The 24920-nt window shown below is 69.1% G+C and carries 11 protein-coding genes; 6 read left to right on the top strand and 5 right to left on the bottom strand.

Features of this window, described 5'->3' with window-relative positions; translation table 11 throughout:
* Positions 1-34: 34 nt before the first annotated feature.
* Positions 35-12388, bottom strand: a complete 12354-nt coding sequence (locus ACVK00_RS11645; protein WP_354123071.1) for an LWXIA domain-containing protein — start codon at positions 12386-12388, stop codon at positions 35-37.
* A gap of 646 nt (positions 12389-13034) precedes the next feature.
* On the opposite strand from ACVK00_RS11645, the gene ACVK00_RS11640 reads away from it, so the two are divergent.
* Both ACVK00_RS11640 and pal read left to right on the top strand, forming a co-directional pair.
* Positions 13035-14291 (top strand): porin, encoded by a 1257-nt coding sequence (locus tag ACVK00_RS11640; protein WP_284897872.1) that lies wholly within the window; start codon positions 13035-13037, stop codon positions 14289-14291.
* Between the two features lie 336 nt (positions 14292-14627).
* The gene (pal, locus tag ACVK00_RS11635; protein ID WP_284897871.1) at positions 14628-15119 is read left to right on the top strand and encodes a peptidoglycan-associated lipoprotein Pal; all 492 of its coding nucleotides are present in this window, start codon (positions 14628-14630) and stop codon (positions 15117-15119) included.
* A 185-nt stretch (positions 15120-15304) separates the two neighbouring features.
* Here the strand turns inward: pal and ACVK00_RS11630 are convergent, their stop codons facing one another.
* A complete protein-coding gene (locus ACVK00_RS11630) occupies positions 15305-15784 on the bottom strand; it encodes a hypothetical protein (RefSeq protein ID WP_284897870.1) in 480 nt (159 codons plus the stop codon).
* A 211-nt stretch (positions 15785-15995) separates the two neighbouring features.
* Here ACVK00_RS11630 and ACVK00_RS11625 point away from each other — a divergent pair, with 211 nt between their 5' ends.
* A complete protein-coding gene (locus ACVK00_RS11625; protein WP_006755559.1) occupies positions 15996-16175 on the top strand; it encodes a hypothetical protein in 180 nt (59 codons plus the stop codon).
* A 92-nt stretch (positions 16176-16267) separates the two neighbouring features.
* Here the strand turns inward: ACVK00_RS11625 and ACVK00_RS11620 are convergent, their stop codons facing one another.
* The 3 genes from ACVK00_RS11620 to ACVK00_RS11610 are packed head-to-tail and all read right to left on the bottom strand — an operon-like array spanning position 16268 to position 21095.
* Positions 16268-17530: a cytochrome c gene (locus ACVK00_RS11620; protein ID WP_284897867.1), complete on the bottom strand. Its 1263-nt coding sequence runs from the start codon at positions 17528-17530 to the stop codon at positions 16268-16270.
* Positions 17527-18222, bottom strand: coding sequence for a (2Fe-2S)-binding protein (locus ACVK00_RS11615; protein WP_284897866.1), 696 nt, complete (start codon positions 18220-18222; stop codon positions 17527-17529). The genes ACVK00_RS11620 and ACVK00_RS11615 overlap by 4 nt, the downstream gene beginning before the upstream one ends.
* Positions 18219-21095: a xanthine dehydrogenase family protein molybdopterin-binding subunit gene (locus ACVK00_RS11610; protein WP_284897864.1), complete on the bottom strand. Its 2877-nt coding sequence runs from the start codon at positions 21093-21095 to the stop codon at positions 18219-18221. Before ACVK00_RS11610 ends, ACVK00_RS11615 begins: the two co-directional genes overlap by 4 nt.
* 391 nt (positions 21096-21486) lie before the next feature.
* Between ACVK00_RS11610 and ACVK00_RS11605 the strand changes: the two genes are divergently transcribed.
* The 3 genes from ACVK00_RS11605 (at position 21487) to ACVK00_RS11595 (ending at position 24852) form a co-directional block, all read left to right on the top strand.
* Entirely contained in the window at positions 21487-23037 is a 1551-nt protein-coding gene (locus tag ACVK00_RS11605) for a sensor domain-containing diguanylate cyclase (RefSeq protein WP_284897862.1), read from the top strand.
* Between the two features lie 254 nt (positions 23038-23291).
* Positions 23292-23567, top strand: coding sequence for a hypothetical protein (locus ACVK00_RS11600; RefSeq protein WP_228907670.1), 276 nt, complete (start codon positions 23292-23294; stop codon positions 23565-23567).
* 247 nt (positions 23568-23814) lie between these two features.
* The gene (locus ACVK00_RS11595; protein ID WP_228907671.1) at positions 23815-24852 is read left to right on the top strand and encodes a succinylglutamate desuccinylase/aspartoacylase domain-containing protein; all 1038 of its coding nucleotides are present in this window, start codon (positions 23815-23817) and stop codon (positions 24850-24852) included.
* Positions 24853-24920 lie beyond the last annotated feature (68 nt).

Below are 24920 nucleotides of genomic sequence, written 5' to 3'. Positions count from 1 at the left end.
CCGATGCCGCGGGTCGGCCTTCGCCGCCCTGTGCTCACCCGACAATGACCTGCTGCCCCGGCGCGATCTCGCCCGGATTGCCCGCCAGGTTCCGGTTGAGCTGCAGGATCTCGTTGAGCGCGACGTTGATCCGCTGACCGTCGGACATCCGCTGCTGCTCGTCGGCCGGCACGTGGGCCGCGGCAAGCAGCGATCCTTCGTGACGTTCGGCGATCGTCCACAATGAATCGCCGGCCACCACGTTCACCGTCAGCGGGGTTGGCGTCGGGCTCGGCGAACTCGTCGGGGACTGCGCCGGTTGCGATGGCGCACTCGACGGCTGCGCGCTTGCCGATGACGAGGCCGAGGCCGACGGCGTCGCGGACGCATTCGGCTGCGCAGGCGCGGTCGTCGCGCCGGGCGACGGCGCGAACGATGCGCCTGGCGCCGGTGTCCCGGCATTCGAACCCGCCGGGTTCGGCGCCGAACCCGGCGGCTTGTGCTGGTCGTCCGGCTTGGTCGCCGCCGTGTACAGGCTGATCCCCTGCATGATCCCGAAGATCGCCACCGGCGCCAGCGCGATGCCGGTCGGCAGGCGCTCCATCCACGGCGTCGCATTCGGGAAATGCGAATGCAGCCGCCCGGCGCCGAGCAGCCCGCCGGACGTCGCGATCAGCGAGCCGGTCACCGGATCCCCCGTCAGTGCGGTATGGACGCCGGTTGCGATGCCGACCGCCGACGTCAGGTAGTCGCCGGTCGCGCTCGCGATCCGCGCGAGTTGACTGCGGTTCTCGGCGTTCACGCCGCGCACGCTGCCCTTGTAGACGATGCCGGTGTAGACGGCACTGAACGCGCCGCCGATCGCCTGTCCGCCAGCGAGCAAGTCGCCGTGCCAGATCGCCCGGCTCGCATTCATCATGATCGAGCCACCGTAGCCGCCGAGCGCCAGCACGCGGCCGATCCGCCCAATCGAATGCCGCGGGCTGCCGTGGTGCAGCAGCTTCAGCGACGTCCCGCCCACCACGCCCTGCATCTGCGCGAGCATGTCGGCAGCGATCGCCTTCGTATGCGCGACGGTGTCGTCGAACGACAGCATTCCGTCGTTGTTCAGCGCGCGAAGCTGCGCGGCCATCGCCTTGCCTTCGTGCGCGATCTGCTCCAGCTGCGTGCCGCGCGCGGTCACGTCGAAGCCGTTCGCCTTCAGTTGCGCCTGCAGCCCGCGCACCAGCCGGTCGACGACGCGGTCGAACACGCGCGGATCGCCATTCTTCAGGCTGGCCACCGCGCCATGATGCAGCGCCTGGAACACCCGGCCGACCCGCAGCCCCGCATACAGCGAATTCGTCGCGGTGCGCACCGACTCTCGCCCGGCCCAGACGAGCACGCCCGCGCCGGCGCCGCCGGTCAACGTGGCCGCGGCGATGTCGCCGGCGATCCGCCGCTTCGAAGGCGGCGGCGTGTTCTCGCCGATCGGTTCGTCGTGCACCCGCAGCGCATGCAGTTCGGCCTGCGCGCGTTTCTCGTCGGGAATGTCGATCTTCCCGAGCTGGGCCGCTTCACGGCGGCTCGCACCGATCGGCTTGGTGCCGTCGTTGATCAGCACCGGATCGTGCACGACCGCGTTCCAGTGTTCGCGCGGGTCGACGGCGGACGGCCGCTTGCCGGTCGTCACGCGGTCGGGCACATTGCCGCCGTACGCGTCCAGCCAGCGCCCGCCGAACTTGCGGGCGCCCTTGTCCGTCTTGGTGCGCGGCGCGTTGCCGTCGGCCTCCCACAGCGTCGTCGCATGCTCGATCGTCGCCTTGCGCGCCTGGTTCAGCCACACGGTCGTGTTGCCTTCATAGATCTTCTGGCGCAGCGCGGCCACTTCGGCGGGCGTCATCCCGTCCGCGACACCGAGCCGCTCGACCTCCGCGAACAGCAGCTGATGCTGGTTCGCGAGCGTCTGCCGGTCGACGCGCTCGAACACGCGCGTCAGCGCGTCGGCGCCATGCAGGCGATTGATGATCTCGGGCCGGTTGCGGTTTTCGACGATCAGCTTCGCGAGCGCGCCGGTGAGATCCTGGTTGCCGACGAAGTCCGCGCCGTGCGTGCCGTACGACAGCCCCATGTGCACCCATTCGAGGCCCTTGCGCTCGAGCACCGCGCGCAGCAGTTTCTCGTGGCCGCCGCCCGGCACCGATTCCGGCACCGCGTCCCAGCCGTGGAACGTGAGCATCACGTTCGGCGCCGCCGTATCGGGATGCGCGTTCGACCAGCTCTCGAGCGCGCTCATGACCCGCACGTAGTCGTGATACGTGTCATTGGTGCCCGACTGGAACCGGTAGTCGGCGCCGGACACGAGCGCGCGCGACGGCGCGGTCTCGATCCGGATCGCGAAGCCGGTCCGCGCAGCCTCGTCGAGCCAGCGATGCAGATGCGCGAGATCGTCGAGCGCGAGCGCGGCGCCGTCGGAGTCGGGCGCGGGATGGATCATCCCGTTCTCGCCGTCGAACACCGCGTTCTTCTGGTCGCCGAGCCCACGCACCGCGCGCAGGAAGTCGGGATCGTGCGCCTTGCCGAGCACCGCGGCGAGCGAATGCGGATCGATCACGAGCGTGACGACCGGCATCACGCCGCCGTACCGCTCGACGAGCGCCCCCATCAGCGCCGGATCGTCGCTCAGCGAGAACGAACGCGCCATCGGCACCATGCGGTCCTGCAACGCCTTGTCCGAGCGCGTGAAGATCTGCTGGATCCGCTTGTCGGCGACGGTCGCCGCGCCCAGGTTGCGCGTGTGCGCGCGCAGCTTGCCCGGCACCGGCAGGAAGCGCGACGCCGACGTCGACACGTCGCGCGCGACAAACAGCTTGTTGAGCAGCGTGCGCCACATGCCCACGTCGACCATCACGGCCTGCGGCTCGCCCTTCAGCACGAGGTTCACGTTGCCCGGCCGCTGCGCCTGCTTGTTGTACGCCTCGATCTGCTCGTGCGTCGCGAAATACTGCTCGGGCTTCGCTGCGCCGTTGCGCAGGCCGAACTGGACGACGGTGGCAGCCGACAGGCCCGGCTGATACGGTTCGATCGACAGCGGCGCGGGCGCGGCGCCGTTGCGTCGCAAGCGCCGCAGGTCGCCGAGCACCTCGTTGTAGCCATGCCGCGTGCGGGCCGCGAGCGCGCGGAACGGCGCCGAGTTCAGGCTGCGCGCTTCCGCATCCTTCCATTGATCGTGCAGCGCCTTCGCGCGCGCTTCGAGCGCGGCGACGCGGGTCGGCCGCGCGCTGTTCAGGAAATCGCGCGGCGACAGTTGCGTGAGCAGGAAATGCACGTCCGTCCCGAAGCGATCGTTGCCGATCGGCATTTCGTCGAGCGGCACGCCCGGATGGTGCGGGTTGTTGGCCTGCGGGATCTTGTCGAACCAGCGCATCTCGCCGTTGCGCTCGGCGATCAGCCCGAGCGGGTCGCCGAGCGCCTCGGCCACCGCGCCGTCGGTCCTGAACACGTAGATCACGTGGCGGCCGCCGTCGAGCGCGCCGTTCCGGATCGCGCTCAGCAGGTGCGACACGCTGTTGCCGCTGAAGTCGACCGCGTTGAGCGCGGACTTGTCCGACGGCAACAGATGCGGATCGACCGGTGGCGGCGGCGCGGCGTTTGTGGCGTTCGCGTCGTCACCCTCTTCCGCGCGCGAGAGCGGCCGGCGCACCGGCACGATCGACTGGAACAGGTCGCCGGCCGAGCGGAACGGCTTCTTCTCGACGGCGGGTGCCTCCTTCGCCGGCCGGAATCCGCCGATGCGCTCGACGGTCGTGGGCGTCACGTCGCTGACGACGAAGCGGATGCCGCGGCGCGGCGACCGGCCGACCGGAATACCGCCCCGGCGGCGACGCCGGAACACCGTGCGCAGATCCTGCTGGGGAATCTCGGTATCGCCGACCGACGCCTTCTCGAAGTACTTCCACTCGTGGTTCGTGTTGAGTTCCGCATGGCCGAGCACCTTGCCCGTCTCGTCGTCGACCACGTGAATCCAGCGTTGCTCGCCGGACACCGCACGCACGGCCTGGCGCGGCCGCTTGAAGACCGGCGCGTCCTGCAGCTTCGACACGTCGGCGGCGAGCGTCTGCTCGATCGTGTGGCCCGCCGTCGACACCTGCCACGACGTCTTGCCGTCCGGCGTCTCGATCTTCGACGGGCCGCCGAACCGCACGAGTTCGTCGTGCGCGACCGGCGATACGTAGAAATCGTACTTGCCGCGTGCACGTCGACCGCCGCTGCCGGCGTGCTCCAGCGCCTTGTTCAGCGCGTGCGGTACGCGCTTGCCGTTCAGCATCCGCACCGGGCCGAGCGCACCGTTCGCGTCGGTCTCGAGCACCGCGACGAATGCCGGTGCCGGGTGTTCGCCGGCCCCGATGGGCGGCGTGGCATGCGACGTGATCAGCACATGCGCGTTGGGGCCGAGCTGGCGAGCGAGCCCGTCCAGCGTCGGCGCATGCCGGCCGTCGACCCGCGTGAGCGTGCGGCGGCCGAGCGTGTCGAGCCATGACGCGGCGCGCGCCTGCTCCGCCTCGGCCACGGCGGTACTTTCCGGTGTGGCGGGCACGGCCGAATGACTCGGCACGGCGGCAGGCGTCGTCGAGCCGGACGGATCGCCCGCGGCGCTCGCGAGATGGCTGGCCGGCCCTGCCGGCCCGATCATCGGCCAGGTCGGGCTGCCGTCGACCGCGCCCACCGCGCGCGTTCCGCCGGCATGCACGGCCGTATAGCCTTCCGGCAAACCCGAACGATCGACGCCGGCGAGCCGATACGACACGTCGCCGGTCGCCGGATCGCGGGTTCGCACGACATACATGTCGACGCCGGCCGGCTTGTACAGCTCGCCGCCGTCGGGCGTGGTGATGCGCAGCGCGCTCGCCGGATCGTGGCCGAGCGCCGACAGCAGCACGACGTCGGTCGGTGCGGCGCCCTCGACCGCGGCGAGGTTCGCGGTGGCGCTCGCCGCGACGCGCTCCTGAGGCGTCAGGTCGCCCTGTGCGAACGTGGTGCCATCCGGCAACGCTTCGGTCGGCACGTATGCGTGATTGCGCGGCCCGGTTTGCGCGGCGTCGAGTGCCTGCCCGAGATCGTCGTGCGCGACCGTCCGCGCGCCTTCCGGCAACGCGAGCGGGGCATCGGCACCCGCGCGGCCCGGCGCGTGCGTGGCGGCCGCCGCCGGTGCGTCGGGCACCTTCCCGCTGAACCGGAACCAGCCCGCCTCGGGATCGAGCGCGCCGAAATCGGTGCCGCTGCCGAGTTCGATGCTGCCGTCGCGCGTCACGAATTCGACGCGCAGGTTGGTCAGCCCGGCCGCATCGAACGCCTGCATCACGTCGTCGATCACGCGGGTCGGTTCGGCGCCGTCGAGGAAATAGCTCGGCCAGTGCTGGCTCACTGTGCCGCCGGGTTGCGTGACGCGCGCCGCGTCGCCGATCACGCCCGGCCGGTCGGCCAGCGCGGTGCGGAACGGATGGTCGAGCGTGACCGATTCGAACGTGTCGTCCGGAATCGCGGTGAAGTCGTAGTCGGGATCGGCAAACGTCGGATCGGCCACGCGCGGCACCGTGGGACGCGGCGGCGGGTCGGCGATCGGGCGCGACGCGGTGCGGGTGGTCGTCGGCGCCGGTTCCGCGTGCGGCCCTGCGGGGAGCGCCGGGCGGCCCGCGCGCGCCGGGTCGCCGCGGAAGCTTTGCATCGGCAGACGATCCCTGTCGACCTGACCTGTCAGTCGCGTTCCGCGCACGGTGGCCGAACCGTCGGGTTCCACGAGCAGGATGTCCGGCGGCGCCCAGACCGATGTCGGGCGTCCGGTGAGTTCGGACAGACGCTGGGCAAGCGCCGCCGCGAACGTCGTGCTCGCGGCCCGCACCTGGCCCGGCGCCACGCGCAGCGGATCGTGCTTGTTCGATCCGCCGAAGCACGAATACAGCGTGACGTCCTGCCCTGGCTCGAGATGCGGCGCGACGCGCTCGGCCACCTCGTCCGGCGTGAGCGGCCGGCCGTCCGGGCCCAGCATCGCGTCGGCCGACATCCCGTGTCCGAACACCACGTGATGACCGGGCGGCGACATCAGCCCGCGCGCGCCGATCGGATGCAGCGGATCGTCGGGCGGCATCAGCAGCGTGTCGGCCGGACGCAGGAATTCGGGATGCTGCGTCGCGTCGACGCCGGTCACGTCGTCGAACCCGGGCTGCAGCACCGACTTGCCGTGGACCGTCGTCGTGACCACGCCACCGTTGGCGATCTTGCGGTCCGTATAGACGCGGCTGGTCGGCGGATAGATTTTCTGCGTTTTCCCCGACAGGCCATCGTCGGCCTCGGCTTCGGCGAGCTGCTCGGTGCGCGCGGCCCATTCGTCCGCCGTGAAGATCTGCCCCGGCTCGACCTCCACGAGCGGGGTCGGCTCGTAGACGGGCGGTTCGCCCGCGTCCGGCTCGGGCGCGAGCCGCGGATGCGCGGGCTCGCCGGGCGTCACGCGTTGCCGGCCGGCATCGCCCGGCGCAGCACCGGCGCTGCGCCGCCCGCTGTCCGCATCCGGATCGATCTGCGCTTCGATCGGATGTACCGGCTCGACCGGCGCATCGTCATGCGCGAGCGTGCGCAACGGCGGTCCGCCGCGCTGCGCGAACACCGTCGGCGGGTCGCTGGCATCGGGCGCCTCGGGCACATGCAGATAGAGCCGCGTCGCGACGTCGGGATCGTGCGCCGGCACGCCGATATCGTCGTCGAGCGGATAGATTTCCATCGCACCGGTGCCGCGCACCGAGTTGGACGAGATCGACGCGATCACCGGCACCTGCAGCTCATACGCGAGCTCCTGCGCAAACGAATAACCGCCGGAAGCGAGATAGCAGCCGGTCAGCAGCACGCCGTTGCCTTCCGTATAGGCCGGATCCTCCAGCATCCTGCGCGCGAACTCCTTCGGCGCGATCGTCTTGCCATTCATGATGGCGATCGAGCTGTCCCAGCTGACGTCGCTCGGCTTCGTGCCGTGCGATTCGACGATATCGAAACCCGACACCTTCAGGAACTGCCGCGCGGTCGCGTGGCCGAGCAGGTTCACGACACTCGAACCCGGCACGGGCCGCAGTTCCAGCGGATTGACGCGAACCGGCTGCGCGCGGCCCGGCGAGAACTTGCCGTTCACGTCGGGTTCGATCTGGAAGCGCGCGAGCCGGCGGTTCGGATTGGGCAGCGCGCGCCACCATCCGGCCGTATCGTCGTCGCCCAGCCGGCCGAATACCGGCGCCTGGATCAGGTCCGCGAATTCCTGCAGCAACTCGGGATTGGCGCCGCTGCGCGGCCCATCCAGCGCGACCGGCGTGCCTGGCGTATAGCCCTTCCACGCCAGATCCTCCAGCGCGTGCGTCATCTCGAGCGCGCTGGCGGAACGGCCGCTGCGCGGATTGATGATCGACCCGCGTTTCGTCAACATGCGCCACACGTACACGCCGAGCGGCACCCGCACGTCGCCCGCCGTCGCGCTGCCACCCCACTGATTCGACACCGGGCGCGGCGCGACGCCGCTCCAGTTGACCGGATGCGCGCCCTGGTCGATGACCGCCAGCGCCGGCGAGAACCGGTAGGTACGCGGTCCGCTGCTGACCGAATGGTCCGGCACGCCGTCCCGATCGGGCGCACCGGGCTCGATCAGGATGCCGCTCGTATAACCGGAATCGGGACTGCCGTCGGCGCGATAGCGCGGCGAACGCCATGCGACGAAGCCGCTTGCGCCGTACACGTCGACGCCCAGCACGTTCGCGAGCAATTGCGCGAGCGGACTCACGCGCGAGCCGGCGCCGCACGCATAGAGGATCACCGGCGATTTGCCGTCCCAGCCGCTCTGGCGCACCATCTCGGCCATGTCTTCCGCGCTCATCGCCTTGCCGGTCGCGCTCGCGAATGCATCGGCCCACGCGTGCGCGTACACGGCGAAGTAACCGGGCGGCACCGGCATCAACGGCCGCTCGCCCGGCGGCAGCCGGTTCTCCGGCTGGCCCGCGTTGTTCGAATAGATCGCGAGGTCGGCCTCGCGACGCGGATAGGCGGCCCACTGCGTTTCGCTCATGCCGAACGGCGCGTTGATCACGTCGACGCGCCGGCCGTCCTCGCTGCGGATCAGCGGCTTCTGCGGATCGAAGCCGCGCGGGTACACCACGCGCAGCGTGCGGTCGTACGCATCGTTCATCGACAGCATGAATGCATCGCCGGCGTCGGTCAGCCCGACATGGCCGACGACCGCTTCGGGCGGCACCGTGCCGTCCGCGGCGAGCGCTCGCTGATCGACCAGCGCGATCCGGTAGCGGCCGCCCGCGACGCCGTCGGCGCCGACCATCAGCGCGTCGTGGTACGTCGTGTAGCGCGTCACGCCGATCGTGCCGTCCTCATCCGGCGCAGCGGCCGCGCGCGCCGCCGCATCGTCGGCCGTCTTCGCGCGCTGCTCGTCCGCCTTCGCCGCGTTCATGTCGTCGAGCAGGTTGCCCTTTTCGGTCGCGGGCAGCCCGTCCTCCTCGGGGTTGCGCACGTTGCCTTCGGCATCCTCCAGCGCATACACGTAGTACTCGACGTCCTCGAGCCGATTGCCGCTCTGGAGGATCCGCCCGACCACTTCGCTCAGCATCGCGCGATCGGCCGCGATACGCGCGGGAATCTCCCACGACGCGGGGCGTGCGCCGTTGGCCGGCACGCCGGCCTTGGCCGTCGGCGACGCACCCTCGCCCGCCAGTGCGTCGGCGACGGCGGGCGTCGCCGCGCCGTCGATCGGTTCACCGTCGGGCGCGAGCCGCAACGCGATCGCGCCGTCGTCCGGCGTGCCCTGCGTGCGGCGCGCGCGCAGCCAATCGGAGAAGCGCGCCCGCAGCCCCTTGTCGGCCGGCGCGACCGTGCCGCCGTCGTCGGCCGGTTCGCCGAAACTGTGCGCCTGGTCCTCCGCGTGCTGCCACGGGTTGCCGATCTCGCCGACCGCGAGACGCTGGTTCGCCAGCCCGTTGGCGAACATCGCGTTCGCGACGTCGAACGCGACCGGCCGCTGGATCGTCGGCGGCGCGGGCGTCTTCGTGATCGCGCGGATCGGCCGCTCCATCAGCGTGTGCGAGCCGAGCCCCATCTGCGCGACGCCAATGCCGAGGTTCAGCAACTGCTGCGCGCGGTCGGATTCGGACAATGCGTCCCAGTTTTTCACCAGCGATGCACCCTGGTCGAGCATCTGGTAGCCGCCGACCACGCCGCCAGACACATTGAGCACGCCGGACGCGCGGCCCGTCGTCTGCGCGAGCGACTGGAACGCGTCAGCTTCCTGCGTGAAACGGCCGAGACCGGCCATGTCGGCGGCGACGCCGTCGCCGCGCGATGCCACCGTGAGCAGGTCGGAGACCTGCCCCGTGGTACGCAGCAGCGACGAGGCCTCCGCGAGCGACTTCGCCGCCACGCCGAGCCCGCCGCCCGCGATGCCCGCGCCGCTGCCGATCAGGCTGATCCAGTCGCCGCGCGCCTGGGCGTTGCCGAAGCCGGTCGACTGTCCGTGATCGCTCAGGTTCTTCAGGTCGCCGATCGCGGCCGGCACGCCGACCGCCATGCCCGCACCGACCGCCGTCCACGCGGCGCCGAGCAGCAGGCCGCCGACCGGCGCGCCGATGCCGCTCGCGACCAGCACGGCGCCGCCGGCCGCCGCGAGAATGCCGGTGCCCATCTCGAGGTAGTGTTCGGCGTGCTGATACCACTCCGTCTTGTGCGCGTCGATCGGCTCGTATTGCGAGAAATCGCCGGTCGCCGAATCGGTCGTCAGGCTCTTCGGCACGTACAGCTTGCCGTCGTCGGACAGCGCGTTGTTGTGCTGGTAATCGTCGACGGTGTCGTATTTCCAGCCGCGATCGTCGATCAGCTTGTACTGGTCCGGATGGCCCTCGACCTGCACCTTGAACAATGCGCTCGGCGCGGTACCCGTTCCCTTCGACACGTAGTAGATCGGCACCAGCGACACGACCGCGTGGTCGCCGCCGACCTTGCGGATCTGGTCGACGACGGCCTGGATCATCTGCGTCGCGGCCGAGTTCTGCGCGTACAGCGAGCGGCTGTTGACGGCCGTACCGTCCGGAAGCTGGCCGTTGCTCACGATCAGCTGCTCGAGCTGCGCCATCGACGGCACGTCGTTCCGGTCAGTCGGCACGGCGCCGGGGTCGTCCGGCTGAAGCCCGAGCCCCGCGCCGACGAAGTTCGTCATCTGGTCGGAGCCGGTCGTGAACGTATACGACTTGTCGCCGAGATTCTTCTGGAAGTCGTCGAAATACGCCTTCAGCTGCTTGTCCGGATCGGCCTGGAACAGCGTGTAGCTGGCGTTGGCGGATTCCTTCTGCTGCTTGTTCTGGGCATTCTTGGTGCCCTGGTCGTAACGCAGCTGGAAGTCGTTCGCGAAACCCGAGCGGAACCGGTCGTCGTTCTGCATCTTCGACAGCAGCGACTTCGACAACGCCGGATCGACACCCGACGACAGCGCCTGACGCACGCCATCGAACCCGTAGCCGGTGTCGCTGCCGCGCAGCGTGTAGATCAGCGTCTTCGCGTTGCCCTTGTCGTCGAGCAGCCAGCTTGCGACGTCGTCCTCGCGCTGCACAGGCACGCCGCTCGCGGTCGGCTGCTGGTCGGCGAGCCCGACTGCCGTGCTGAGCCCCTTGTAGAACTCGATGCCGTCGCCGTAGGGCTGCGGCGTGCCCGTGTTCGACTGCGTCCACTTGTTGCCGAAATCCTTCTTGACGGTGTCGAGCACGACGCCCGCGAATTCGGGCGGGGCATTGGCGAGGATGTCCTGCATCCACTTGCCGGCCTTGTCGGCATTCATCCTGCCGTCGGCACGCGCTTGCATGCTCGCCTGATCCGTCGCCTGCGAATCGGGCTTCTGCATCAGCGGATCGATCTGCGAATGGATGAAGCTCGCGTTGAAATGCGGCTGGCCGGCCTGCGTCCACAGCGCCTGGCGCTCGTCCAGCGAGAACGACGCGTTCATGTTGGTCTTCAGCACCTGAAGCGCCGCGCCGGGATTGCTGTCCGGGCCCTGCATCAGTTGCGAGACCTGCTGTTTCGTGTACTGAAGCCGCACCTCGGGCGCCGCCGCGAGCAACGTCTGGACCTGCTGATAACCGGGATTGTTCTTCTGCGCCTGAGCCTGCGCCATCGCATACGCGAACACGCCGCCCGCCTGGTCGATCTTCGCGTTCAGCGCCTTCGCGTCCGCATCGCTCAGCCCGTCCGTGTTGACCTTGATACCCGTCATCTTGACGAACGCTTCCGCGAGCGGATTCTGCTGCGCGAGCGCCTTCTCCTGCGTCGACAGCTTCGGGTCGTTCGGATCGACGCTCACCCCGGTGTCCTGCAGCAGCGCGAACGTAACCGGATCGGATTGCGCGAGCTGCTTCATCTGCGGCGACAGCGACGGATCGTCGGGATTGATCGTCGCGATCGTGCGCTTGAGCTGGCTCTGCTCGCCCAGCGCGTCGACGAGGCCGGTGTACCACATGCCGTCGTGATTCTGCTTCACCGACGCGACGACTTGCTTCTGCTCGTCGGCCGTCACGTAGGTCAGCGCGGTATCGTCACCGCCCGTCACGACCTTGTCGTACTGGCTCTGCGCCTGCGACAGCTCCTGCGTGATGTCGGCCTCGTCGGCGCGCCGCAGGCCGCCCGGCTCCTTCTGCCACGCCGCGTAATCGGCCTTCGCGTTGTTCAGTCGCAGTGTCGCGGCCGACGTGCTGTATTCGTGGCGCAACGAGGTGGTGAGTGCGGTGTACGCGTTGTTCGCATTCGTGTCGGCGGTGCTGGCGGCCTCGCGCAGTTGCGCGCCTATGTCGGGATCCGCGCGCCGGACGCCGCCCGGCAACGCGTCGTACCGCTGCACGTCGGCGTTCGCATCCTGGTCCTTCTGCCACGCCATCGCGAACTGGAACGCCTTCACGTTGGTCGCCCGCTCTGGCGCCGATTCGGCCGATACCGCCTTCTGCGCGTCGTCGAGCACCGAGCCGAGCACCGGATCCTTCGGCGACGCATTGCGCAGATCCGAGGCCACGCCGGCGATCGCCTTGTCCTTGTCGCCGCCGCCGTCGGCCGCGACGCGCATCTGGTTCTCGACGGCCGCCTGCACCGCGCCCCATGCGGTTTCGGCCTTCTTCACCTGGTTGTCGAGATCGGCCTGCGACGCGCCCTGGTCGTGCAGGCGCTTGAGCGTCGCCATCTCGGCCTGGGCGAGCTGGAGCAGGCGCTGCGTCTCGGCCTGCGCGGCCGCGAGGGCCTGCTGTTCCGGCGTCTGGGCCGGCGGGGTGCCGCCGGTGCCGTTCTTCGGCGCCGGATCGTCGTCATTCTGCGGCTGCGGCACGCTGACCGGCCCGCCCCCGCCCACTGCCATCAACACCATGTCCGTTCTCCCGCGGCATGCGTGACGGGCCGGCACAGCGGCAGGCAAGCCACGCGCAATGGTCCATTGTGCCGAACGCTCGCGGGTGAAAAAGTCGCGCATTACGTAGTCGCCGGCCGGGTTGCGGCGGCGCCGGGAGACTCTTGCTACGAACGCGCCGGCGCTTGGCCGACGATTGCTAGTCAGCGGAAAAATTTGCCGGTTGTGCCGGTGTGCGTCATAAATACATACTGCGTTCCTCCGGCAACCCACGATCCGCGCGATGCCGCGACGCGATCGTTTGCCTGCGCAACCAGCTTGCGTCGCTGCCGCGCGTGGCCGTCCGGTTGCGGCCGGCGCTCTCCGCGGACGCGCTCGAAGCGCGGGCGATCGCGGTTCGTGCCGCGTATTGGCGCGGCGGCGCCGACGCCGCACTACCGCTTGCCCGCCGCTAACTCGCACATACATCCGTGCATGTGCCCCGCGCGCTGGCCGCACCCCGGCTGCGCCGCGACGTCGCGATTCCATGCGATTTCGCAGAGGACCTTTCCTGTGCAGCGCCTTAATCGACGGTCGCACGATCTCCAATAATGGCCGCTCGATCCGTCGGCCCACGCGCCGACGCGACCCACCGGCGATCGGGCCGGAGACCAACGATAAAAATCCTATGCATTCCTACAAAATCGGCCAGCGTGCCCGCGCGCGCGCCGCCGCGACGCATGCCGTCCGTCGCGGCCACCGCACTAGCGCACTCCCCGCGACCGCGATTGCCGCCTGCGTGGCCGGCTTGATTCCGTGCGTCGCGCACGCGCAGAGCAGCGTGACGCTGTACGGCCTGATCGACACGTCGATCACCTATGCCACCCACCAGCGTACGCAAGGCACCGGTTCGCCGGGCAGCGGCAGCGTCGCGCTGACGAGCGGCGCGTTGAACGCATCGCGCTGGGGGCTGCGCGGCCGCGAGGATCTCGGTGGCGGGACGGCGGCGGTCTTCGCGCTCGAAAACGGCTTCTCGGGCACGACCGGCAAGCTGTCGCAGAAAGGCGTCGACATGTTCGGCCGTCAGGCATGGGTCGGCGTGAGTTCGCGCACGGCCGGCACGCTGACGTTCGGCCGCCAGTACGACCCGATCCTCGATTTCGTGACGCCGCTCGGCGCGTCGGGCCCCGGCTGGGGCGGCAACCTCGCGGTGCATCCGTACGACAACGACGACTCGAACCGCAACCTGCGCATCAATCACGCGGTGAAGTACACGAGCGCGACGTATCGCGGGCTCACGTTCGGCGCGCTGTACGGGTTCTCGAACACGGCCGGCGCGTTCTCGAACAACGCCGTGTGGAGCGCGGGGCTCGGCTATGCGAACGGACCGCTGAAGCTCGGCGCCGGTTACCTGAAGATCAGCCGCGACCGCAACGCGCCAAACCCGGACGGCGCACTGAGCACGGTCGACGGCTCGGCGACGATCACGGGCGGCAACCAGCAGATCTGGGCCATGGCCGGCCGCTATGCGTTCGGCCAGCATTCGGTCGGCGCCGCGTGGTCGCACTCGGCCACCGACGGCGTGAGCGGCGTGCTCCAGGGCGGCGGCATCACGCCGCTGAAGGGTGAATCGCTGGTCTTCGACAATTTCACGGTCGACGGCCGCTTCTTCGTCTCGCCGGCGTTCAGCCTGTCCGCCGCGTACACGTACACGATGGGCCGATTCGACACGCGCACCGGCCAGACGCGCCCGAAATGGAACCACGTGGTCACGCAGGCAGGCTATGCGCTCTCGCCCCGCACGGACGCGTATCTCGAAGCCGTCTATCAAAGCGTGAGCGGCGGCAACGGCAATCCCGCGTTCAACGCGACCGTCTGGACGATGACACCGTCCGCCAGCAGCAACCAGCTGGTGGTCGCGCTCGGGTTGCGGCACAAGTTCTGACGATCGGGCCAAGCTCGGTGCGCGCGCACCGAAATCGCGCATCGCGCTAGCGGATCCTGTTGCGCCCGCGCAAGCAAGAATGCGTCCCGCGTCGTTGTTGCGTGAAATAGACGGAGAAACTGGTCACGCTGTGACATTTTTCCTAATCTAGTTGCAGCGGCGCCGTGAATTCGGCGTTCTGGCCGAGACAATCTTTCATTTGACACATCGCCGGCTTACGAAAGCGCATCGCACTGCGCACGGAAGCCGGCACTTTCGTGGCGTCTCGGCCGGATTCGTGACGTGCCGGTTTGCAGGCACGACGCTTTCCTCGCAGTCAACCGCAGGAGACGCACAATGAGCAAAACGAACCGGTTTGCGGTCCTGGCAGCTTTCGCCCTGCTGGCGGGTTGTCACCACGCGACGAAAACGCCCGAGAATGCCGGCATGGCGCCGGCGCCGTCGAGCGAAGCGGTCGCCACGGTGACGACCGACGATTTGAACAATCCGAACAGCCCGCTTGCCAAGCGCAGCGTCTACTTCGATTTCGACCAGTACTCGGTGAAGCAGGAATTCCAGTCGCTGCTGCAGTCGCACGCCGACTACCTGCGCAGCCACCCGTCGCGCCGCGTGCTGATCCAGGGCAACACCGACGAACGCGGCACGTCCGAATACAACCTCGCGCTCGGCCAGCGCCGATCGCAAGCCGTAATGAGCGCGCTCGAAACGCTGGGCGTTCAGGCGACGCAACTCGAAGCGGTCAGCCTCGGCAAGGAAAAGCCGGTCGCGCCCGGCCACGACGAAGATTCGTGGGCGCAGAATCGCCGCGCCGATCTCGTCTATCGTTGATCGGATGCCGCCGCGACGGCGGCCTCCCGGCCACGCATCACCCGTTGCCTGTCATGCAGCGAGTCGCCGGGGCGCACCGCCCGCCCCGGCTGCGCGTTGCCGTACGACCTCGGTTCGTCCGGTTCATGCGCGCCATCGTCCCGGCCGTCACACGTCGATCGCACAGCGCCCGCTGACGCACCGATTCAACTCGGACGCGCGCGTTCGAGCCGTCGATGCAGCCAGCGCGACATCACGGCCGACGTCACGATCGAATCGAGTATCGCGATCACGTTGATCCCGCCGATTTCGCCGTCGTTCAGCAGATAGGACTGCAGCAGCACGTAACCGACCATCAGACCGGTGCCGACGATCGTGCCCAGCAGCACGAACCAGCGCCGCCGGATGCGCGTGCCGATCGCGCCCATGATGCCTCCCGCGAGCGTCGCCGGCAGGAAATAGCCCAGGAAGAACGACGCGCCAAGGATCATCAGCACCATGCCCGCGCAGAGTTTCAGCGTGTCCCAATGCGGGCCGTTGATCACGGACCACGCAACCAGCATCACGCTTGGCCACACGAGCGCCGCGACCAGCGGCGCGCCGAAGGTAAATGACAGACAGCCAAACACGACCGGATTGGACGGGCTCGATGATTTGCGCGGCGGATGCTCGCGAGTGGCGCTCATGGTTTTTGTCGTGGGAATCGGAATGGCGGCGAGCCGGAGTGTACCAAGCGGCCGTGCCGGGCAGCCGATCCGGCACCGGCAGGCGACGCACACTGAGCCGTGCCGATACGCAAAAAGCATGGAATAAACCGCGCGACGGAAACGTTTCGTCTTCGCGCGGCGCCGGTTCATGCGAACCACGCGGCCGCGCGGCCTGCGCAAGGAGCGTGAAATGAAATCGGCAAGACTGGCCGCGGCACTGCTCGCGGCGCTGATGCTGGTGCTGTCGGCGGGATGTACGTCGTCAGGCGGCGGCGTATCGCAAGGAGCCGGCATGAGCCGGTATGGCGGCGCGGGCGGCAGCGGAGGCGGCGGAGGGGGTGGTGGCGGCGGAGGGGGCGGCGGCTACTGAAGCGCCGCCGGACAGGTACGGGCGGAGCGCCGTGCGCGAGCGCAGCCGGAAACCGGCCGCCTCGCGCGCGGCGCCCCGCTGCGCCGCACGACTTACTGACGCATGGCCTTCACGTCGGCCGGCGTGACGTTCGCGGGCTGGCCGCCCCACGTCGCACGCAGGTAGTTCGCGAGCTGCGCGAGTTCGTCGTCGCTCAGCGTATGCGCGAAACCCGGCATCGGCTGCAGGTTTTCGAAGCCGGCGAACTTCTGCTCGTCGATGCCGTCGAGCATCGCGACCAGCAGGTTGCGCGAGTCGCCCTGACGCAGCGTCGAATTGCCGTTCATCGGCACCGCCACGTGCGGCTTGCCTTCGCCGTTCAGGCCGTGACAACCCGCGCACACCGCGAGATACACCGAGCGGCCGGCCGCGAGCTGCGCGGCGTCGGCCGACACCGGCTTCACCGGCTGCGGTGCCGGCGGCGTATCACCGAGCAGGTACACGGACAGCGCGCGCAGGTCGTCCTTGGTCATGGTTTGCGTGCTCAGGTGCACGACCGGATACATTTCCCCGAATGCCGAGCCTTGCGGCGCGATGCCGACGCCGAAGAACGTCTGCAGGTCGGCGCCCGTCCAGCCGCGCGCGGCGAGGCCGGCCGGCGTGATGTCCGGCGCGGCCACACGACCGAGCGCGGCGCCCGCGAACGGCTTCGCGTCGTCGAGCTGACCGGTGAACGCGCGCGGCGTGTGGCATTCCGCGCAATGGCCGAGCGCACCCGCCAGGTAGCGGCCACGCTGCCAGTCGGCGGATCGGCCGCTCGACGCGTCGGGCAGGCTGTCCTTCAGGAACACCATGTCCCAGAACACCATGCCGAAGCGCAGGTTGTACGGGAACTTGAGTGCGTGCGCGCGGTTTTCCTGCGCGACCGGCCTGACCGTCTTCAGGTATGCGTACATCGCGTCGCTATCGGCGCGCGTGAGCTGCCGGTACGACGTGTACGGCATCGACGGATACAGCCGCTTGCCCGGCGCCTTGCCGTCGTGCAGCGCGGCGTAGAAGTCGTCCGCGCTCCAGCTGCCGATCCCGTGATCCTTGTCGGGCGTGATGTTCGAGCCGTAGAACGTGCCGAACGGCGATTCGAGCGGCGCACCGCCGGCGAACAGCGCGCCGTCCTTCGCGGTGTGGCACGCCGCGCAGTCCGCGGCCTTGACGAGATAGCGGCCGCGCGCGACCAGGTCGGCGCCGGGCGCGCCGGATGCCGCGCTCGAGACCGGCGCGTCATGGCCGCCGCAGGCGGCGAGCAGCAGCGCGCAGACGGCCGCGAGTGCGGGCAAGCGTGCGGCCCGCACGGCACGATGGGCGAATGTGCGTTTCATGCGGCGTCCTTCACGAGTCCCGGCGTCGTCAAAATCACGTCCTTCACGGCTGCGTAGTAGCGCACGTAACCCGTGCAGCGGCAGAGATGCGCGTTCAACGCGTCGGTGATCGTGCGCTCGACGTCGGCCTTCGCAATCGGCTCGCGCTTCAGGCGCTCGATCAGCACCGTCGCCGCATTGACGAAGCCCGGCGTGCAGTAGCCGCACTGGAAGCTGAAGTGCTCGAGGAACTTCTGCTGGATCGGCGACAGCTCGACTACCTCGCCCGCGTCGTTGCGCTTCGCGTGGCCCTCGATCGTGCGGATCGAACGGCCGTGGAAGAAGTGCGCGCCGGTGATGCAGGTGCGCATCTCCTCGCTCGTGCCGTCCGGCTTGTCGACGATCACGACGCACGCGTGACAGACGCCCTGCCCGCAGCCGAGCCGCGAACCGGTGAGGCCTGCGTACTCGTGCAGGAACTCGATCATCATCAGCCCTTCCGGCACCTGCATCGGTCCGACGGACTTGCCGTTGATGTTCACCGACAGCGGTTTCTGCTGGAACCGGACGAGCGGACGCTCGACGGCGGCCGGCGCGGCAGCGGGCGCGGCCGATGCGGATGCCGGGGCGGCCGAAGCCGCGTTCGGCGCGGACGCAGCGGTCGCAGCCGCGCTGGCGCTCGCGGCCGAAGCCGCGGTTTGGGCGGTCGTCATGCGAGCACCTCCTGAATCTTTTGCGGGGTCACCGGCAAATCGGTGAAACGATGGCCGATCGCGTGCGCGATGCCGTTCACGATCGCGCCGACGACGGGGATCATCACCACTTCGGCGACGCCCTTCGGCGGATCGGTCTCGGACAGCGGCGGCAGGATGTCGTCCGTCTGCGACCACACGGCGACGTCGGTCGCGCGCGGCAGCGGATAACGGTTGAAGTTCCACGTGCCGTTGCCGGGGCCGTCTTCGTAAAGCGGCAGCGACTCGTGCAGCGCATGGCCGATGCCCATCGCTAGGCCGCCCTGCAACTGGCCCGACACGAGCTGCGGCGAGATCTGGTTACCGCACTCCATGATCGAGTGATGCGTGAGCAGCTCGACCTTGCCGGTCGCTTCGTGCACGGCCAGCTCGACCAGCGTGCCGACCGCCGTGTAGTACGTGACGGCCGCGTTGTTGCGGCTCGTCGGCGGAATGAACACGCGCTTGCGGTCCAGCACACGGTAGCCGTTCGCGGTCGGCGCCAGCGTGCCGCGCATCGCGGTCGCGCCCGCCGGCGCGGCGGTGCCCGGCAGCGGGCCGTCGTCGCCCGTTTTCGGCGCGCCGACGCGCAACGACAGTCCATCGACCGGCAGACGATCGACCATGCCGCCCACCTCGAACTCGGCGTCGGTCCACTGCCAGCGGTTGAACACATGCACGACGGCGCCGGTCGGCAAGCCGAGCGCATGCGCCTGCTTCGCGAGCTGCTCGAACGTCAGCGGCTCGAGGCCGTCGGCGGTCAGCTTGCCGTCGACCCAGCGCGCGTCCTCGATACGGATCGCGTACGGCGCGGCCTGGCCGCCGCCGAGGCCGCGCGTCCAGATCGACATCGCGGCCGGCCACAGCCCGTAGCGGAACACCGCGCGCGCGGCTTCGCGCGTGCTGTGCGTGAAGTAGTACGCGGAGTTCGTCGCGCTCGACGGCGACGCGTAGCTCGGCGACCAGCGCGGATTCGCGCTCAGGCGATCCTGGTCGGCCTGCGACATCAGGTACGGATCGCCGCTCGTCTCGACCGGCAGGTCAGGCCATTCGGTCAGCGCGACGCGCACGTCGGTCGCCGGGCGGCCGAGCCACTTCGCGACCGCGACGGCCTGCGACGTCGACATCCCGGTGCCGATCTCCGCGGCCGTGTGATGCAGCGACACCTTGCCGTTCTCGTCGAATTCGACCTTCGCGAACGATGCCTCGGCGCCCGTGCCGAAATCCTTCTGCACGCACGCGAAGCCGACGCCGTAGCGCTTGCCGGGGTTCGCGGCCTCGAATTCGGCCTTGCGCGTCGCGCGACGCGTCCACAGCGGATGCTGCTTCGCGCGCTCCAGCACTTCCTCGACGCGCAGCGCGCCGGCGGGAATCGCGCCCTGCGTGTTCTTCATCCCCGAGCGCAATGCGTTGCGCAGGCGGAAATCGATCGGGTCGAGGTTCAGTTGCGCGGCGATTTCGTCGACGGCCATCTCGGTCGCGGCCATGCTCTGCAGCGTGCCGTAGCCGCGGGCCGAGCCGGCGTCGATCGCGCGCGACGCGATCGCGACCGCCGCGAGGTCGCTCTTCGGGAAGTAGTAGATCGATTGCGCGGCCGTCGCACCGACCATCGCGACCGACGGCGAGAAGTTCGAGCGCCCGCCGCCGTTCGCCTCGAAGTCGCCCTTGAACGACTGCAGGAGGCCCGTGTTGCGATCGACCGCGATCCGGTAATGCATCTTGAACGCGTGACGCTTCAGCGACGTCTGGAACTGCTCGTAGCGGTCGTTCGCGAACCGCACCGGGCGGCCGTCCGCGTACAGCGCGCAGACGAGGCCGTAGAACGGCACGTTGCAGTGATCCTTCGAGCCGTAGCCGACCGTGTAGCACGGATGCACGAACAGCTTCTTCACCGGGAAGCGGCATTTCGCGACCATCGCGGCCGCGTTCTCCGCCACTTCGAGCGGCGACTGGGTCGGCACGACGAGGTGCATCGACTGCGTCGCGGCGTCGTACCAGCAGTTCGCGTTGTCGGGTTCGAGCGCGGCGGTATCGACCGACTGCGTGTTGTACTCGCGGTCGAACACGAGCCAGTCGGCGGACGGACGATCGAGTTCGGCGGCGATCTGGCCGGCCAGGAACATCCCCTGCTCGTCGAGCTTGCCGTGTTCCTTGCCGTCCGGCCAGACCGGCAGGTGCTTGCGCATCATGCTCGGGAAGATCGGCGCGTCCTTCAGGCTCGAGTAGACATCGTCGTCGTAGGCCGTCTTGCCGCCCACCCGCACGTAGCGGAACGTGCCCCACGGATCGCGCTCGAGCGGGCCCGTGACCGCACCGTAGCGGATCACGTCGTCGCGGAACTTGAGCGCGTTCTTCGCGAAGCGAAAGCGCGCGAAGTCGTGGTAGATGAGGATCGCGACCGCATGGCCGAGATACGCGGGCGTCTTGCCGGCGGGCAACAGCATGTCGTCGCCGTAGAACGTCGGGAACGCGACGCCGTCGCGCGCGAGATCGTCGGCCGTGACGACGCGGTCCGGCTTCAGTTCGTCGCCGAGCAGCGACAGGTCGAAGCCTTCGTAGAGGCGATCAGCCTGCGTGACGCGCAGGATCAGCGCGTGCGACTGCTGCTGCGGCCAGTGCGGCATGTCGGCCGCGCGCACGTCGCGGGCGAACACTTTCGAGCCCGTGACCTTCGCGATGCCGTCGATGCGGAATTGGGGGATGCCGGTGACGCTATCCCATTTGACCGGGGTGAGGAGTTTTTCTTCGAAGAGCGCCGCGAACGCGCGGCTGCCGATGGGCGCGACGTAGACCGCGACGCCCGCCAGCACGCTGGCTTTCAGAAAACCCCGCCGTGACAGGCCGTGGTTTTGCATGTGGGGGAACCTCCTGATGCGGCTCGTACGGCGATCGGGTGTCGCGGCGTTCGGAGCGGCGCGCATTCTGGCATTGTTTTGGATATATCGCCTATAGTATTTCTCGCATGAAATACTTATTGAATTTCTTATAACGGGATTCGGACGGGCTGCGGCGCCCGGTCGCGGCGGCCGCCCGACATCGTCCCGTTGGCAACGATCCTGCCCCCGCACCGGCGAATCCGCAAGGCGCTCGCAAGCGTGGTTTACGACTACCCGCCGACGCCCCCCGCAGGCACGCGCGGCCGATATTTCATGGTAATGTCGTGCGCATCCGGCTCGCCGGTCATCCCGCCACCTGCCGCGCGGGGCTGCCGGCGATGAATCGCACCGTGTCGAGGTCAAAAGAGCCATGGCAGTCAAGGCGCGCCTCCTGAACGCCGTTCTCGCCACTCCCCCCTGCGGTAATCACCGCGTGACGGACGCACTGCGTCCGTCGATGCTCGTCACGCTGTTCGAGGACCTGCGCCCGATGGCGCTGTCCGGCGTCGCCAGCGCGTTCGTCGCGGCGATCGCGCTGATCCGTCTGCAGCAACTCTGGTGTTTCGTGTGGCTCGTCGCCGACGTCGGCCTGCTCGCCGCCCGACTCGCGATCGCACGCGCGTACGCGGTACGCCGTGCCGCCGGCGACGATCGCGCCGAATACTGGGCGCGGCACTATGCCCCCGTGTCGCTCGCCGCGTGTTTCTTGCTTGGTCTCGGCGTGATGGGCTGCGTGGACGCGTCCGACGTCGAGCTCGGCACGCTGTCGGTGATGGTCGCGGGCGGCGTGTTCGGCGGGATCGCGTCGCGCAATTCGGCGCTGCCGCGGCTCGCGATGACCCAGGTCACGCTCGGCGTGCTGCCGATCGGCGTCGGCGCCCTGCTGGCCCACCGGCCCGGCGCATGGCTGCTGCTGCCGCCGCTCGTGATCTATCTCGCGGCGATGCGCACGGTCGTCGAGCGCCATTACCGCGTGCTGGTCGCGCTGATCGCCGCGCGCCAGCGCAACGCCGAGCTCGTCGCGCGCTTCGATGCCGCACTCACCTACATGCCGCACGGCCTGTGCATGATCGACGGCGAAAGCCGCGTGATCGTCGCGAACCGGCGCACCGCGCAGCTGTTCGGCTCGCCGCGCGAAATCATGCTGGACACCCCGCTGCCCGACGTCATCGCGGCGCTCGGCGCGAACGCGGTGACCGAGCCCGGCCATGCGGGCCTCGCCGCGCAGTGCGCGGTCTGGCTGAGCCGCGACGAACCCGTGCCGCTCGACATCGCGCTCGCCGACGGGCGCCAGCTCGAACTGACGCGCCATCGCGTACCGGACGGCAATGCGGTGGTCATCGTCGAGGACGTCACCACGCGCCGCCGCGCCGAGCAGCACATCCGGCACCTCGCGCGGCACGACGCGCTGACCGGCTTGCCGAATCGCCACGAACTGCATGCGGAACTCAGGCGCAGGCTCGCGCATCGGCCGCGCCAGCCGAGCCCTGCGCTTGCCGTCATGTATCTCGATCTCGACGGCTTCAAGGCGATCAACGACCGGTTCGGCCACCAGGCCGGCGACGAAGTGCTCACGCAGGTCGCCGAGCGGCTCGGCAAGACGCTGCCGCCCGGCGAGCTGGCGGCTCGCATCGGCGGCGACGAGTTCGTCGTCGCGATTGACGACACGACGATGCAGGCGTGCTCGATCCTCGCCGCGCGCATCATCCGGCAGATTTCCGCGCCGTACACGCTGTCGATCGGCGCGACCGTCAGCCTCGGGATCAGCATCGGCATCGCGCTCGACGACGGACACGGCTCGCCCGACGAACTGATCCGGCAGGCCGACAGCGCGCTGTACGACGCAAAGTCGGGCGGCAAGGGGATCTACCGTTTCTATTCGGCGGGAAGCCGTCGCATGGCGCCCGCGACCGCGAACTGAGCGAGCGCGCGGCGCGCCCCGCATCTGCATTCGTTCCCCCGCGATTCATTTCCGAAACGCGTTTCATCGGCCGGCGCACGTGCGCATGTGTTTCGCCACGCGCGGCCGTGTCACGTGACGTGTTCCGTAACATCGGCCCGCGCCGCGCGCCACGTTCGCCGCAGAAGCCTGCACGATCGCTGCGGCGCGCGGCAATTCATCGCTGGCACTCTTATTGCTCCTTGACTGTGAAACACGACGTCGGGGAGCCCAACATGAATACCGTCGAAGTCATCAGCCGCACGGAAACGATCGATCAACTGGACGTGATCGACGGCGCCGCGCTGATCCGGCGGCTCGTCTCCGAGCACCGCCCGCCGGCCGCCCGTGAAGCCGCGTGCGTCGACAGCCCGCCGCTGACGCTGTATGGCGCATTTCGCCAGGGCATCACCGATCACGCGGCGCGGCGCGCGAATCCGTATCGCGCCGGCAGCCGTTTCTGGGCGCTGTGGGAAGAAGGTCGTATCGAAGCTGAAACGTCGGGTCGCTGACGCGATCATGCGCGCCGGCCCTGTCGCGACAAGGGGCTGACGCGCAACCCGGCGTGCGCAGGCCACCCGCTCGCACGCCGGCATGCGTTTCAGCGCTGCAACATCGCGCGCGGCCGCTCCGGTTGCGCATGTCGCGCCTTCGCGCGCGGGCCGATTGACGGTGTCCGGCATCGCCTGCACCGCGCGCGCCGCGCGACGGTCGTTTCCCGATAAGATGGCAGACTCCCGTTCTTCGAACGATGTCGCCATGACCGCCTCCTCTTCCTCACACCGAAATCCCATCCACTGCGAAATCGATCTCGATGCGCAAGGCAAGCATGCGGGCTACCTGCGCCTGCCGCATTCCGTGCATCGCTCCGCGTACGGCTGGCTGCCGATCCCGATCGCGTCGATCCGCAACGGCGACGGCCCGGTCGCGCTCGTGATGGCCGGCAATCACGGCGACGAATACGAAGGCCAGATCATCGTGTCGCAGCTGATGCGCGAGATCGACCCGGAGATGGTCAGCGGACAGCTGATCCTGCTGCCGATGGCGAATTTCCCCGCGGCCGACGCGGGCCTGCGCGTGTCGCCGCTCGACGAGGGCAACCTGAACCGCAGCTTTCCCGGCGACCCCACCGGCACGCCGACGCAGATGATCGCCCACTACATCGAGCATGCGCTGCTGTCGCGCGCGCAGTATCTGGTCGACCTGCATTCGGGCGGCAGCTCGTTGCTGTACCAGGGCGGCAACATGCTCGCGATCGACCCGCTCGACGACGACGAGGCTAAGAAGCTCAACGGGCTGCTCGTCGCGTTCGGGTTGCCGAACGCGCTGCTGCACGCGCCGAACCCGGTGCATTCCGCATCGGCCGCGCGCCGGCAGGGCGCGATCTCGATCGTCACCGAACTCGGCGGTGCGGGGATGGCCGATCCGTCGCTGATCCGGCTCGGCCGCCACGGGCTGCTGCACTACCTCGGCCATATCGGGCTGCTGCGCGGCGCGCTCGTGCCCGACGCGCCGCCGACCGTCACGCGCTTCCTGCGCGTCGACGGCGATCGCCACTTCGTCTATGCATACGAGCGCGGGCTGTATGAACCGCTCGTCGAACTCGGCGACCAGGTGAAGGCCGGACAGCCGGCCGCGTGGGTGCACTTCCCCGACACGCCGCTGCGCGAGCCGGTGCTGCATCGCTTCAAGGGCGACGGCGAAGTGGTGTGCAAGCGCGTGCCGGCGCAGGTGCAGCGTGGCGATTGCCTGTTTCAGCTGGCGGAGGCGTCGACGCCGCCGCGTGTCATCGCGTGATCGCGACTGGCGCAACCCGCCCCCGCGAAGGATATCGACCACGCGTCACAACCGTCGTACGCCGGCGC

The sequence above is a fragment of the Burkholderia sp. PvR073 genome, from assembly GCF_054055695.1.
The sequence above is the reverse complement of the archived record's forward strand: the minus strand, read 5'-3'. Positions and strand labels throughout refer to the sequence as shown.

Coding starts and splice junctions, on each gene's coding strand:
- ACVK00_RS11615 (WP_284897866.1), bottom strand. CDS start 18,222: ATGACGACCGCCCAAACCGCGGCTTCGGCCGCGAGCGCCAGCGCGGCT.
- ACVK00_RS11595 (WP_228907671.1), top strand. CDS start 23,815: ATGACCGCCTCCTCTTCCTCACACCGAAATCCCATCCACTGCGAAATC.
- ACVK00_RS11610 (WP_284897864.1), bottom strand. CDS start 21,095: ATGCAAAACCACGGCCTGTCACGGCGGGGTTTTCTGAAAGCCAGCGTG.
- ACVK00_RS11605 (WP_284897862.1), top strand. CDS start 21,487: ATGGCAGTCAAGGCGCGCCTCCTGAACGCCGTTCTCGCCACTCCCCCC.
- ACVK00_RS11600 (WP_228907670.1), top strand. CDS start 23,292: ATGAATACCGTCGAAGTCATCAGCCGCACGGAAACGATCGATCAACTG.
- ACVK00_RS11645 (WP_354123071.1), bottom strand. CDS start 12,388: ATGGTGTTGATGGCAGTGGGCGGGGGCGGGCCGGTCAGCGTGCCGCAG.
- pal (WP_284897871.1), top strand. CDS start 14,628: ATGAGCAAAACGAACCGGTTTGCGGTCCTGGCAGCTTTCGCCCTGCTG.
- ACVK00_RS11625 (WP_006755559.1), top strand. CDS start 15,996: ATGAAATCGGCAAGACTGGCCGCGGCACTGCTCGCGGCGCTGATGCTG.
- ACVK00_RS11620 (WP_284897867.1), bottom strand. CDS start 17,530: ATGAAACGCACATTCGCCCATCGTGCCGTGCGGGCCGCACGCTTGCCC.
- ACVK00_RS11630 (WP_284897870.1), bottom strand. CDS start 15,784: ATGAGCGCCACTCGCGAGCATCCGCCGCGCAAATCATCGAGCCCGTCC.
- ACVK00_RS11640 (WP_284897872.1), top strand. CDS start 13,035: ATGCATTCCTACAAAATCGGCCAGCGTGCCCGCGCGCGCGCCGCCGCG.